Here is a 12,711-nt window from a genome sequence, read left to right as displayed (position 1 = left end):
ATCGGGAGCACAGACAGGCACCGTTGCGGCTACAGCCGCATCGGCATGACCACGTAGCGGTTCGGCCCGCCCTGGGGATCGTCGATCAGGCAACTGCTGTTGGCGTCGCTGAGCAGGATACGGACCTCCTCGCCCGGCAACGCTGACAGGGCATCCAACAGGTAGGTCACATTGAAACCGATTTCCAGCGGATCGGCGCTGTAGTTGATCTCCAGTTCCTCCTCGGCCTCCTCCTGTTCCGGGTTGTGCGCCTGAATACGCAGGCTGTTGTTGTCCAGGCTGAGCCGGATACCGCGGTATTTCTCGTTGGACAGGATGGAAGTCCGGGTGAGCGCCTGGCGCAGACCGGTAGTCGCGGCAGTGATGACCTTGTCACCGCCCTTGGGCATAACCCGCTCGTAGTCCGGAAAGCGGCCATCGATCAGCTTGGAGGTGACCTGCAACTCAGGCGTGTTGATGCGGATATGGTTGGCACCGAGCGCCACGGTGACTTCGGCATCGGAACTTTCCAGCGAGCGGAGCAGTTCCTGTACCCCCTTGCGCGGGACAATGATCTGGGTCTTTTCCCCCACCCCGGTTTCGACCGCCACTTCGGACATGGCCAGACGGTGCCCGTCCGTGGCGACGGCGCGCAGGGCATCGGTATCGACCTCCAGCATCAGGCCGTTGAGGTAGTAGCGCACATCCTGCTGGGCCATGGCGAAATGGGTGCGCTCGATAATCTCCTTCAACGCCTTTTCCGGCAGGGTGAAGGACAGGGCCGTCTTCATCTCCTCGATCACCGGGAAGTCGCCGGCAGGCAGGGTCGAGAGGGTGAAACGGCTGCGGCCGGACTTCACCAGGGCCCGTTCCTGCTCGATGCTGATCTCCAGGGTGCTGCCTTCGGGCAGGGCCCGGCAGATATCGAACAGCTTGCGCGCCGGCAGGGTAACCTCTCCACCTGCGTCAACGGCCTGCTCGACCGTGGCGACCAGTTCGACCTCCAGGTCAGTGGCGGTCAGGGTGAGGCCCTGGCCGCTGGACTGGATCAGGACATTGCCCAGGACCGGCAGTGTCTGGCGGCGTTCGACCACACCGATGATCTGCTGCAGTGGCTTGAGGAGGTTCTCGCGCTGAATGCTGAATTTCATCTGTACCTGTCCTGACTAGAAATAGTATTGAATAAATATTTACCCTGTTGTTACTCTTAGTGCGCCCTTGTGCTGTGGATAACAGTGAAATAATGTTTTATTTCAATATCTTGTTATTAGCCACAACCGGGCGGACAACCCCTCGGGAGCCTGTGTGCGGATTGTGGATAAGTCTGTGAGTGCCGGGAACCGGAAAAGGCCGCACATCTTATCCACATCATGTGGTCAGGGTCCTCAACAGGTTGTAATAGTCCTCCTTGATCCGGATATCGGTGTCGCGCAACTCCGCCACCTTGCGGCAGGCATGCAGCACGGTGGTGTGGTCGCGGCCGCCGAAGGAGTCGCCGATCTCCGGCAGGGAGTGGCTGGTGAGTTCCTTGGCCAGGGCCATGGCGACCTGCCGGGGGCGGGCGATGGAGCGGCTGCGCCGCGCCGAGAGCAGATCCGCCACCCGGATCTTATAGTATTCGGCCACGGTTTTCTGAATATTTTCAATCGATACCAGCTTGTCCTGCAAGGCCAGCAGGTCGCGCAGCGCCTCCTTGACGAAATCGAGTGTGACCGCCCGCCCGGTGAAGCGGGCACTGGCCGCAACGCGCCGCAGCGCCCCTTCCAGTTCGCGGATATTGGACTTGATGCGCTTGGCGATGAAGAAGGCGACCTCGTCGGGCATTTCCACCTGGGCCTGGGCGGCTTTGGCCATCAGGATTGCCACCCGGGTCTCCAGTTCCGGCGGTTCGATGGCCACGGTGAGGCCCCAGCCGAAACGTGATTTCAGGCGCTCCTCCAGTCCGTCGACCTCCTTGGGATAGCGGTCGCAGGTCAGGATGATCTGCTGCTGGCTTTCCAGCAAGGCATTGAAAGTATGGAAGAATTCTTCCTGGGAGCGCTCCTTGCCGGCGAAGAACTGGATGTCATCGATCAGCAGTGCGTCCACCGAACGGTAATAGCGTTTGAACTCGTTGATGGCGTTGTGCTGCAATGCCTTGACCATGTCGGCGACGAAGCGCTCGGAGTGCAGGTAGACCACCCGGGCGTTGGGCTTGCCCTGCAGGATCAGGTTGCCCACGGCATGCATCAGATGGGTCTTGCCCAGCCCCACACCGCCATAGATGAACAGTGGATTGTAGGCGCCGCCGGGGTTCTCGCCGATCTGCATGGAGGCGGCCTTGGCCAGCTGATTGGACTTGCCCTCGACAAAGGTCTCGAAGGTGAAGCTGGCGTTGAGCGTGTGGTTGGTGGGCGCCTGGGCCGGCTGCTCGCGATTGGCCGCACGGGTGAATCGGGCCGCTTCACGCGGCTTGTCCGCCGCAGGGGCGACCTTGCGGGTGCCGACCTCGAGCCGGACCCGGGTCGGTTGTTCCGGGGTCAGCCCGGTCAGGGTGTCCTGGATCAGCCCCAGGTAGTGCTCGCGCACCCAGTCCAGCACAAAGCGGTTGGGTGCCAGCAGCCGCAGGTTGCCTTCCGGGTGGGATTCGGCGTGCAGCGGTCGGATCCAGGTGTTGAACGGCTGTTCCGGGATCTCCTCCTCGAGGCGATCCAGGCACTGTTTCCACAAATGGGTATCCAACACGGGCTCCTTCGGAGGCACAGTTCCGAGTTCTGGTCCGCACGGGACCGGGTCGTTTCGTTGTGGGAAAAGGCCACGAGTCTAACCCCGATTTCACGAGTTATCCACACCCGTTTGCAGGCGTGTGGAAGTTGACAGTATCGCAGCGGCGCCGGTAGTATTGCGCGTTCTCTGCAGGGGCCCCTAAGGCCCGGATCCATTAAGCCTTTACTCGAGTCAACGCCATGAAGCGAACCTTTCAGCCCAGTAACCTGAAGCGCAAGCGCACCCACGGCTTCCGCGCCCGCATGAGCACCAAGAACGGCCGCCGTGTTCTCAAGGCACGCCGCGCCAAGGGTCGAGCCCGGCTGAGCGTCTGAGCACGCCCGCGAGTGCATTGGCGCGGACCCCGCACGGCTTTCCGCGCCCGGCGCGGCTGACCCGACCCAGCGAGTTCCGGCGGGTCTTCGCCCACCCCCGCCGCTCCAGCGATCGTTATCTCACCGTGCTGGCCGCCCCGAACGATCTGGGCCATCCCCGGCTTGGACTGGCCATCTCGCGCAAGGTCTCGCCACGGGCAGTCGAGCGCAATCGGATCAAGCGTCTGATACGTGAACGCTTCCGTCATCTGCAGACCGAGTTGGGCAATCTGGACTTCGTGGTCATCGGTCGTCACGGTCTGAGCCAGGTGCCGGCGGCGCAGCTCAACGAGATCCTGGAACGGCATTGGAAACGACTCAGCAGACAATCTGGCAACGCATCCTGATCGGTCTGATCGGGGTCTATCGCTATTGCCTCAGCCCGCTGCTCGGTCAGCATTGCCGGTTTCATCCCACCTGTTCCTGTTACGCCCAGACGGCCGTGGCACGTCACGGCGTGCTGCGCGGTGGCTGGTTGACCCTGAGGCGGCTGGGCCGCTGCCACCCCTGGCATCCGGGCGGAATCGACCCGGTGCCCGAGCCTCCCCACCCGGTAGAAAACAAACATGGATAATCAGCGTCTGATCCTGTTCATCGCCCTGAGCTTCGTGGTGCTCCTGTTGTGGGAGGCCTGGCAGCGCGACTATGCCCCCGAGCCGGTCCCGGTCGAAACCCGTGCCGAGAGTGCCGCCGGCGCCGAGTCCACTCCGGCCGCGGACGTCCCCGACGCCCTGCCGCAGACCGGCATGACCGCCGAGGCCGAACCGACCCCGGACCCCGGGAGCAGGCGCGTCCGCGTGGTCACCGATGTCCTGGATATCGAGATCGACACCCGCGGTGGCGATCTGGTCGGCGCCGCTTTGCTGGATTATCCCATCGATGCCGACAAGCCCGACGTCCCGGTGCGCCTGCTGCACGAGCGGCCCAGTGACATCTTCGTGGTCCAGTCCGGTCTGCGCACACCGGACAGCACCGAACCGACGCATCACGTGACCTTCAGCAGTGCGCGCGACGAGTGGCGCCTGCAGCCGGGACAGGACGAGCTCACCGTCGAACTCACCTGGACCAGTCCGGAAGGCATTGAGGTCATCAAGCGTTACCGCTTCACCCGCGGCGACTACCTGGTCGAACTGGAGCAGCAGGTCAGCAACACCACCGGCAAACCCTGGCGCGGACGCCAGTATCGCCAGCTGCAGCGCAGCGAGGTCAGCGGTCAGGGCCAGGCCTTCATCTATACCTACACCGGTGGTGTGATCTACAGCCCGGAAGAGAAATACGAGAAGTACGACTTCGGGGACATGCGCGACACCCCGCTGGCACGCGATATCAGCGGCGGCTGGGCCGCCATGATCCAGCACTACTTCCTGGCGGCCTGGCTGCCCGCGCCGGGAGAAACGAATCACTATTACAGCAAGGCGCTGTCCGACAATCGCTACGTGCTGGGGCTGGCCGCCCCGGCCGTGAGCGTGCCGCCGGGCGGGGAACACACCTTCAGCAGCCGGCTGTTCGTCGGCCCGAAGCTGCAGGAACGGCTCAAGGAGATCGCCCCGGGTCTGGAGTTGACCGCCGACTATGGCATGCTCACGATCCTGGCCAAGCCCATCTTCTGGCTGCTGGAGAAGATCCACGACCTGGTCGGCAACTGGGGCTGGTCGATCATCATCCTGACCCTGCTGATCAAGCTGCTGTTCTACAAGCCCTCGGAGATGAGCTACAAGTCCATGGCGCAGATGCGCAAGCTCGCCCCGCGGCTGAAGACGCTCAAGGAGCGCTACGGCGACGACAAGCAGAAGCTCAATCAGGCCATGATGGAGCTGTACAAGACCGAGAAGATCAATCCGCTGGGCGGCTGCCTGCCCATCCTGATCCAGATCCCGGTCTTCATCGCCCTGTACTGGGTGCTGCTGGAAAGCGTGGAACTGCGCCAGGCCGACTTCGCCCTGTGGCTGAACGACCTGTCATCGAAGGATCCGTACTACATCCTGCCATTGATCATGGGTGCGACCATGTTCATCCAGCAGAAGCTCAACCCGGCGCCGCTGGATCCGATCCAGGCCAAGGTGATGATGATCCTGCCGGTGGTGTTCACTGTCTTCTTCGCCTTCTTCCCCTCCGGGCTGGTGCTGTACTGGGTGACCAACAACGTGCTCTCCATCGCCCAGCAGTGGGTCATCACCCGCCGCATCGAGCAGGGCGGGAAGTGAAAAACAAAGAGCGAAGAGCCAAGAGCGCCACGGAATACACGGAAAACACGGACAGAATTATGGTAAACCTTGTTCTATCATTGCCGGCGCGCAGCGCCATGGCAATGAGAGCATAAATAATTCCGTGCTTTCCGTGTATTCCGTGGCGCTCTTTAAAACACTGTAACTACCACAACCATGACCGACACCATCGCCGCCATCGCCACCCCCGCCGGGCGCGGCGGCGTCGGCATCGTGCGCATGTCCGGACCGGATGTCCCCAGGATCGCCACTGACTGGCTAGGAATATTGCCCGAACCCCGCCGTGCCGGCCTGCACAGCTTCCGCGCGGGTGATGGCAGCGCCATCGACCAGGGTATCGCGCTGTACTTTCCCGCCCCGCACTCCTTCACCGGCGAGCATGTGCTGGAACTGCACGGCCACGGCGGCCCGGTGGTGATGGACCTGCTGCTTGCACGCGCGCTGGAACTGGGTGCGCGCCTGGCCCGGCCCGGCGAGTTCTCCGAGCGCGCCTTTCTCAACGACAAGCTGGACCTGGCCCAGGCCGAGGCCATCGCCGACCTGATCGATTCCGCCACGACCACGGCCGCGCGCGCCGCCGTGCGTTCGCTGGAGGGCGAGTTTTCCAACCGGATCCACGCACTGGTGGAAGGCCTGATCCAGCTGCGCATGTATGTCGAGGCCGCCATCGACTTCCCCGAGGAGGAGATCGATTTCCTGGCCGATGCCGGGATCGCCACCCGCTTGCAGCGGCTCACGCAACAGTTCGATGAACTGCAGGCCGGGGCCCGCCAGGGCCGGCTGCTGCGCGAGGGCATGCGCCTGGTCATCGCCGGACGACCCAACGCCGGCAAGTCCAGTCTGCTCAATGCCCTGGCCGGGCGCGAGTCGGCCATCGTCACCCCCATCGCCGGCACCACCCGCGACGTCCTGCGCGAGCACATCCAGATCGACGGCATGCCGCTGCACGTGATTGACACCGCCGGCCTGCGCGAGACCGTCGACATGGTGGAACAGGAAGGCGTGCGCCGCGCCTGGCGCGAGATCGAACAGGCCGACCGCCTGCTGCTGGTGATCGACTCGCGCGAAGGATTTACGGAAGAAGACCAGGCGATTCTCGACCGCCTGCCACACGCCCTGCCGCACACGCTGGTCTGGAACAAGATCGATCTCACCGACGATGCGCCCGGGTTGGATGCACAAAGGCATGAAGTCCGACTCTCCGCCAGCACCGGCGCCGGTCTGGAGCCGCTGCGCGAACATCTCAAGGCCTGCATGGGCTACGTCAATGAGGAGGCCGGCGGCTTCATCGCCCGACGCCGCCACCTGGAGGCCATCGACCGTGCCCGCCGGCACTTGGAGCAGGGCCGCGAGGCACTGGAGGTGCAGCGGGCGGGCGAACTGATGGCCGAGGAACTGCGCCTGGCCCAGACCGCTCTGGGGGAGATTACCGGCGAGTTCACCAGCGACGACCTGCTGGGACGGATCTTCACCAGCTTCTGTATCGGCAAGTAAACGGTTTTCCGCGTGACCGAAAGGGAACCAAAGAGGCCGGTGATCCTCAAAAGGGGTCGGTGACAAATGATTCTCATTTGTCACCGACCCCTTTTGAGGACCCTTTTTGGAGAGCAGGAGAAGCAGATGAACAAGGATTCAGAGACGCGATATGGCACTGTCACCCGGCTTTTTCACTGGGGCATGGCCTTTCTGATTGGATGGCAGCTGTTGAAAGTCTTCGATCGTATCGATGATGGCGAGCACTGGGTCGGGCAGACTCTTGTACCCTGGCATGTATCCATTGGATCACTGCTGCTGCTGCTGGTGCTGCTGCGGATCGGCTGGGCGATGAACCAGAAGCACAATCGCCCCGCACAGGATCCGGCCGTGGCGTTTCTGGTCAAGGCGGGCCATGGCCTATTGTATGCCGCTATGCTGCTGATGCCTGTTACCGGCATCCTGACCATGCTGGGCAACGGCTATGGCTGGAAGGTCTTTGGTATCCAGCTGGCGGCCAAGGGCGATGAAATCCCCTGGATGGCCAGCCTCGGCAGCCTGCATTCACCGATCGCCTGGACGCTGCTGGTGCTGATCGTTGGGCATATCGGCATGGCGCTGCTGCACCATTTCGCCCGGAAGGACGATGTATTGCAACGCATGCTGTGATTGTTCCGGTTCCGACAAAGGCACGGCAGGCGTCTAGACTCGGGACATGCGACTTCATCGCGGCATATGCCTGACCCTGCTGCTGGCCACTATGGCCAGCGGGACGTTGCTCGCGCTGCCGGATCAGGACGATACGGGTGCCTCCGCCCTGTCCTCCGTAGCCGCGGTGCACGACTATCCGCGCGGTTCGGCCATCGACTGGCAACCCTGGGGGACGCAGGCCCGTGCCCGGGCGCAGCGGACGAACAAGGGGCTGTTTGTCTACTTCCACGGCCAGTGGTGCACCTGGTGCCGGCAGTATCAGGAGCAGACGCTGGAGCATCCCGCTACCGTGGCTGCCATCGAGGCGCGCTATGTGCCGGTGCTGGTGAATCTGGATCAGCGCCGTGACCTGTTCACCCGCCTGGGCGGCCGCGGCGTTCCCTACACGGTGCTGATGGACGCGGCGGGCCAGCCGCTGGCCCGCTTCACCGGACATGTGAGCGCCGTGGACCTGCAGCAGCTGTTGCAGGAAACGGCACAACAGCTCATCACTGCCGCTGCCGTCCCGGCCGGCCTGGAAAGCCTGCTCGAGGGTGATCCGGAGGCGTTTCTGGCCTTTCTGGATGAGACCTATGACCCGACGCAGCAGCGCCTGAGCGGGGCCTCGATCATCGGCGCCCTGAGCAAACGGCCGCAGCCACTGACCTATCTGCTGTTGCTGCACGAGCCCGCCTGGGCCGAACGCATCCCGGGCATGCTGGATGTGCTGCGCGAGGAACTGTTTGACCCGGTCGACGGCGGCTTCTTCTTCTTTCACGATTCCGAGCAGCCCGAGCCGGCGGATCGGACAGAAACCTCCAAGGTGCTGGGCCTCAATGCCAAGCTCATCTGGCTGTTCGCCGAGTCCTATCATGAACTGGGCCGCGAACGCGATGCGCGCGTGGTGCGAGAATCGCTGAACTATCTGCGCACCGTCCTCTGGAATGAATCACACGGAAGCTTTCCGGGCAGTCAGGCCTCGGATCCGGAATATTATGCCGCGCCGGCGCGCGTGCGGGCCGAACTGATACCGCCCCCGGTCGAGCGGGTTCAGTACGCCGATGTCAGCGGCCAGGCCATCATTGCGCTGATCCGCGCCGCCCGGGCCCTGGACGAACCCGGCTATCTGCGCTGGGCCGGCCGGGCGCTCGCCGGGCTGGATGCCCGCCTGCGTCACCCCGACGGCGGCTATTACCATTATCGCCCCGATGGCGGCGCGCCGCAGCTGGCCCATTACCTGCCGGCCCAGGTCTGGCCCGCAGCGGCCTGGTGGTTGTATTACGCCGCAACCGGCGATGCGCAGGCAAAGGCACGGGGGGCGCAGCTGCTGGCGCACATCGCGGCATATTACGACGCTTCGCTCGGCGGCTTTGCCGAACGCCTGGACCCGGGTCTGCAACCCTGGACCGAGTCCCGCACCCATGCCGCGCTGGCCTGGATGCTGGTTGCACCGGCGGATCCTGCGGTCGTCCCTGATGCGGTGTTGTCGCCCGAACGGCGGGAGTTGTGGCTGAGAGCGGCGCTGAAGCAACTGCAGCTGGTCAGCGGCGGTGATCCGGATGACATGGCGCTGGGCGTACTGGCGCAGCGCCGGATGGGGAGACAGGAAAGGCCGTGACCGCCCCGGGCGGGGCGGTCAGCAGACGGTATTAATGCTCGTGCCCGCCCGGGCCGTGCACGTGGCCGTGGGAGAGTTCTTCCTCGCTGGCATCGCGCACGTCGGCGATCTCGACATCGAAGGTCAGGGTCATGCCGGCCAGCGGGTGATTGCCGTCGACGGTAACCGTGCTGTCGTCGGCCTTGACCACGGTGACGACCATCGGGCCGTTGGGAGAATCGGCCTGGAAGCGCATGCCGGGCTGGATGTCCTCGACCCCCTGGAAGGCGTCGCGCGGCACTTCCTGGATCAGGGCCTCATCGCTCATGCCGTAGCCCTGCTCGGGTTCGACGGTCACGGTCATCTTCTCACCCACATCCTTGCCCTCGAGGGCGGTTTCCAGACCCGGGATGATGTTGCTCGCGCCGTGCAGGTAGGCCAGGGGCTGGTCACTGGACTGGTCCAGGATCTGGCCCTCGGGGTCCTTCAGTGTGTAGTGGATGGAGACGACCTTGTTCTGTGCGACTGGCATGCTGCTTTCCTTTACCCTGCGGGCAGTTCGTTTCAATCCCCCCATGTTAGCCCATCCGCATCGCTTTCGATAGGCTGCGCCGGGTTTCCGGCAGCAGCGCAGGCGCGGAGCAAGGGCCTGGCAGCCGCCCTAGCGAAAGGCGCGCACCGCCCGGCGCAGGGCCTCGAGCGCATCGCGCGGCGGCTGGCGGCGATAACGCAGCACCTGGTAGCGCTGGATCACGCGCCCGGCGGCCGGGGCCAGGGCGGGCCGGGTCCGGCGGATACGAGTGAGCAGCTGACGCGGGGTCTCGCCGGGCTCGGGGCGGATACCGTGGCGCGCCAGCCGCCGGCAGAAGGCGCGATACAGGCGCACGGCGGGATCGCGGGCCGTCTCGCGCGGACGCAGCATCCACCAGGCGAGCAGCGCCAGCAGCGGGATCAGCAGCAGCAGCAGGGTGAGGCCGAGCCCGCGCCAGCTCACGTCGGGCAGGCCCAAACGCGAGAGGAAATCCCGCTGGCGCTCCGGTCCGTAGTCCAGCACCCACTGGTTCCAGCGGTGGTTGACCGCATCCCAGGTCTGACGGAGTTCATGCAGTCTGAGCGCCCAGCCCGGAGTGTCGTCCGCCCAGAAGCGCACCGCACCGGAGTCGCGACTGGCGCCGACCTCGATCCGGCTTTCGATGCGCTCGGGCGCGATGGCGGTGGTGGGGTCGACCCGGGTCCAGCCTTGCCCCGGCAGCCACACCTCGGTCCAGGCATGGGCATCCGACTGGCGCACGAGCAGGTAGTCTCCCGCGGCGTTGTATTCCCCGCCCAGGTAGCCGGTCACCACCCGGGCCGGCAGCCCGGCCGCGCGCATCAGCAGCGTGAAGGCGGCGGCATAATGCTCGCAGAAACCGCGCCGGGTCTCGAACAGGAACTCGCCGACCGGGTTGGCGCCCAGCCGCGGCGGGGTCAGGGTGTAGATGAAATTCTCCTGGTTGAAGTGGCGCAGGGCCTGGTCGATGATGGCCTGCGGCGAATCGGCCGCCGCCCGCCAGCCGCGGGCCAGGGCCAGCACCCGGGGATCCAGATCGGCCGGGTAGCCGCGGGTAATGTCGCGCCGGCCGGGTGCGCTGGCGGCGACCCGGACCTGCGGGTAGGACACCACCTCGTAGCGCTGGCGCAGTCGCACCCGGGTCTCGCTGATGAGTTGCAGGTCGGGAGTCAGCCAGGCGCCTTCCGGCACGCTGCCCGGGCGGTCCAGGGCGAGCAGATGGACCTGATTGTGCGGCTCCAGGGTCAGGGTCTGGCGCACCGGCTCGCCCCGGGGTTCCAGTAGCCGGCCGGCCTGGGCGTTGCTGGGCAGACGCTGCCCGGCCCGGACCGGCTGCGTCTCCCAGCGGCGTCCATCCGTGAGCGCCAGCACCGGACCGCGCCAGTAACGCTGAGCGGGCGGCGGCGGCGGACCGTCGAACTGTACCCGGAAGGCCACCGCCTCGGAACCGGCCAGTTCGCTGATGCGACCCGGTTCCATGGCATCGCTCAGGCCGGTCACACCGCTGTGGGCATCCCCGGGCAGGCTCCACAACGGGCCGGGAATGCGCGGAAACAGGAGAAACAGCAGCAGCAGCAGCGGCACGGCGCCCAGCAGCAGCCGCCCGGCCAGACGGGCGTGACGGCGGGCGGGCAGCGGCTGACGGGGATCGCTGAGCGCGACCCAGACGGAGGTCAGGGCCCAGACCGCGAGCACCAGCCAGGCGCCCAGCCATAGCGACTGACTGAAGAGAAAGGCCACCCCGAGCATGAAATAGCCCAGAAAGATCAGCAGCTGGGCATCGCGCGGTCGACGCAGTTCGACGAACTTCATGATGGACAGGAACACCAGCAGGGCACTGCCGGGCTCGCGGCCGAAGAAGGCACCGTATTCGATCAGGATCAGGCCGACGCCGGCGGCGGTGAGCAGCAGGCGCAGCCAGGTCGAGGGCGACGGCCGGCCCTGCCAGGCCAGCGCCAGCCGCCAGCCCAGCAGGATCAGCCACAGCAGGGTCAGCACGCCGGGCTGGCGCAGCAGCTGCGGCAGCCCGGCCAGGATCAGGCTGGCGGCCAGGGCCAGCAGCAGACCGCGCGGGGGCTGCCAGTCAGCGGGCCGCGCGGCGGCCATCAGTCGCTCACCCTGAACAGGGCCAGCGCCTGCAGGCAGCGTTCACGCTGGTCCGGTCCGCGCCCGAGCGTGATCTCCATGCCGGGCAGGCGCAGGCCATAGCGCTGCTGGTCCCGGTCCAGCTCCAGCACCCAGCGGACGAGCCGACGCAGCCGGGCTTCGGTATCGTGCTCGGCCAGGGCGTTGAAGTCGAGCCAGTAGTCGACACTACGGTCGCCCCCGAACTCCTTGATCTGCAGGCCCTGTTCGCGGGCGTAGGCCTTCCAGTCCACCAGCCGCAGCGAGTCCCCGGGATGGTAGGTCCGGAAGCCGCGGAAATCGTCCTGACCCCGGCCCTGGGTGCCGTCCTCGCTGGGCCGGCGGCCGGCCTGGGGCGGAGCGCCGCCGGTGTCGGCCGGGGCCGGCCAGACCCAGGTGCGGGCACTGAGACTGACATGGGTCCAGCAGTGGAACAGGCCCAGCGGGTAGCGTGTGAAGAGCCGGATGCGACCGGGGCGGAGCCAGCCGCGGCGGCGGGTCGGCAGGTCCAGATGTACGCGGGCCGGGGCCTCGGCGGGGATGTCGAACCAGACCGGCGCGGTCCCGTCGCTATCCAGGGCCAGGCCGGTGCGCATCCCATCGGCCCGGGCGGTGAGGGTGAAGCGTGCCGGCCGGCCGCACTGGACCGGTGCGGCCGTGGCCAGTTCCAGCCGGACCCCGGCCAGGTTGCGCCAGGTCTGCAGCATGGCCATCACCCCGACCCCGGCCAGCAGGAAGGTCAGGGCAAAGACCAGGTTGTTGTTGTAGTTGATGGCGCCGAGCAGCAGCAGCAGCAGCAGCAGGACGAAGCCCAGACCGGTGGCGGTGGGCAGGATGAAGATGTTGCGCCGATCCAGGGCCAGCGTCTCGCTGCCCGCCAGTACGGGCGGCTGCCGGCGCAACAGACGTTCGGCGGTGGGAAGGACGGACTGGCGCTGGGTCGGGGGCATGGGT

12 protein-coding genes are annotated in these 12,711 nt (G+C 65.7%); 7 read left to right on the top strand and 5 right to left on the bottom strand.

The window, feature by feature from the left end; all coding sequences use genetic code 11:
• Positions 1 to 29: 29 nt before the first annotated feature.
• Both dnaN and dnaA read right to left on the bottom strand, forming a co-directional pair.
• A complete protein-coding gene (gene dnaN, locus COW1_RS12720; RefSeq protein ID WP_096363841.1) occupies positions 30 to 1,130 on the bottom strand; it encodes a DNA polymerase III subunit beta in 1,101 nt (366 codons plus the stop codon).
• 217 nt (positions 1,131 to 1,347) lie between these two features.
• Complete coding sequence (gene dnaA / locus COW1_RS12715; RefSeq protein WP_369801225.1) at positions 1,348 to 2,703, bottom strand: chromosomal replication initiator protein DnaA; 1,356 nt, start codon at positions 2,701 to 2,703, stop codon at positions 1,348 to 1,350.
• Between the two features lie 221 nt (positions 2,704 to 2,924).
• Here dnaA and rpmH point away from each other — a divergent pair, with 221 nt between their 5' ends.
• The 7 genes from rpmH (at position 2,925) to COW1_RS12680 (ending at position 9,104) form a co-directional block, all read left to right on the top strand.
• Positions 2,925 to 3,059, top strand: a complete 135-nt coding sequence (gene rpmH / locus COW1_RS12710) for a 50S ribosomal protein L34 (RefSeq protein ID WP_096363845.1) — start codon at positions 2,925 to 2,927, stop codon at positions 3,057 to 3,059.
• 17 nt (positions 3,060 to 3,076) lie between these two features.
• Positions 3,077 to 3,445: a ribonuclease P protein component gene (gene rnpA / locus COW1_RS12705; protein ID WP_201344392.1), complete on the top strand. Its 369-nt coding sequence runs from the start codon at positions 3,077 to 3,079 to the stop codon at positions 3,443 to 3,445.
• Complete coding sequence (gene yidD / locus COW1_RS12700) at positions 3,427 to 3,672, top strand: membrane protein insertion efficiency factor YidD (RefSeq protein WP_304941094.1); 246 nt, start codon at positions 3,427 to 3,429, stop codon at positions 3,670 to 3,672. The genes rnpA and yidD overlap by 19 nt, the downstream gene beginning before the upstream one ends.
• Positions 3,665 to 5,302, top strand: coding sequence for a membrane protein insertase YidC (gene yidC / locus COW1_RS12695; protein ID WP_201344390.1), 1,638 nt, complete (start codon positions 3,665 to 3,667; stop codon positions 5,300 to 5,302). The genes yidD and yidC overlap by 8 nt, the downstream gene beginning before the upstream one ends.
• Before the next feature lie 177 nt (positions 5,303 to 5,479).
• On the top strand, positions 5,480 to 6,817 hold the full coding sequence (mnmE, locus tag COW1_RS12690; protein WP_201344389.1) for a tRNA uridine-5-carboxymethylaminomethyl(34) synthesis GTPase MnmE: 1,338 nt from the start codon (positions 5,480 to 5,482) through the stop codon (positions 6,815 to 6,817).
• Positions 6,818 to 6,943: 126 nt separating this feature from the next.
• Entirely contained in the window at positions 6,944 to 7,465 is a 522-nt protein-coding gene (locus tag COW1_RS12685) for a cytochrome b (protein WP_096363871.1), read from the top strand.
• A gap of 46 nt (positions 7,466 to 7,511) precedes the next feature.
• The gene (locus COW1_RS12680; RefSeq protein WP_096363873.1) at positions 7,512 to 9,104 is read left to right on the top strand and encodes a thioredoxin family protein; all 1,593 of its coding nucleotides are present in this window, start codon (positions 7,512 to 7,514) and stop codon (positions 9,102 to 9,104) included.
• Positions 9,105 to 9,135: 31 nt separating this feature from the next.
• On the opposite strand, the gene COW1_RS12675 is transcribed toward COW1_RS12680, so the two are convergent.
• The 3 genes from COW1_RS12675 to COW1_RS12665 form a co-directional block, all read right to left on the bottom strand.
• Complete coding sequence (locus COW1_RS12675; protein WP_096363875.1) at positions 9,136 to 9,615, bottom strand: peptidylprolyl isomerase; 480 nt, start codon at positions 9,613 to 9,615, stop codon at positions 9,136 to 9,138.
• A gap of 129 nt (positions 9,616 to 9,744) precedes the next feature.
• Positions 9,745 to 11,739: a DUF3488 and transglutaminase-like domain-containing protein gene (locus tag COW1_RS12670; protein WP_201344388.1), complete on the bottom strand. Its 1,995-nt coding sequence runs from the start codon at positions 11,737 to 11,739 to the stop codon at positions 9,745 to 9,747.
• Entirely contained in the window at positions 11,739 to 12,707 is a 969-nt protein-coding gene (locus tag COW1_RS12665; protein ID WP_201344387.1) for a DUF58 domain-containing protein, read from the bottom strand. The genes COW1_RS12670 and COW1_RS12665 overlap by 1 nt, the downstream gene beginning before the upstream one ends.
• Positions 12,708 to 12,711: the final 4 nt, after the last annotated feature.

It is taken from the genome of Thiohalobacter sp. COW1, from assembly GCF_016629505.1.
Taxonomy (GTDB): domain Bacteria; phylum Pseudomonadota; class Gammaproteobacteria; order Thiohalobacterales; family Thiohalobacteraceae; genus Thiohalobacter; species Thiohalobacter thiocyanaticus_A.
Note: the sequence above shows the minus strand (reverse complement) of the source record. Positions and strands in the feature narration are given on the sequence as shown.

Bases quoted from the DNA above. Each gene is read 5' to 3' on its own strand.
- COW1_RS12675 (WP_096363875.1), bottom strand. From the start codon at position 9,615: ATGCCAGTCGCACAGAACAAGGTCGTCTCCATCCACTACACACTGAAG.
- COW1_RS12685 (WP_096363871.1), top strand. From the start codon at position 6,944: ATGAACAAGGATTCAGAGACGCGATATGGCACTGTCACCCGGCTTTTT.
- yidC (WP_201344390.1), top strand. From the start codon at position 3,665: ATGGATAATCAGCGTCTGATCCTGTTCATCGCCCTGAGCTTCGTGGTG.
- COW1_RS12665 (WP_201344387.1), bottom strand. From the start codon at position 12,707: ATGCCCCCGACCCAGCGCCAGTCCGTCCTTCCCACCGCCGAACGTCTG.
- mnmE (WP_201344389.1), top strand. From the start codon at position 5,480: ATGACCGACACCATCGCCGCCATCGCCACCCCCGCCGGGCGCGGCGGC.
- rpmH (WP_096363845.1), top strand. From the start codon at position 2,925: ATGAAGCGAACCTTTCAGCCCAGTAACCTGAAGCGCAAGCGCACCCAC.
- COW1_RS12680 (WP_096363873.1), top strand. From the start codon at position 7,512: ATGCGACTTCATCGCGGCATATGCCTGACCCTGCTGCTGGCCACTATG.
- dnaN (WP_096363841.1), bottom strand. From the start codon at position 1,130: ATGAAATTCAGCATTCAGCGCGAGAACCTCCTCAAGCCACTGCAGCAG.
- COW1_RS12670 (WP_201344388.1), bottom strand. From the start codon at position 11,739: ATGGCCGCCGCGCGGCCCGCTGACTGGCAGCCCCCGCGCGGTCTGCTG.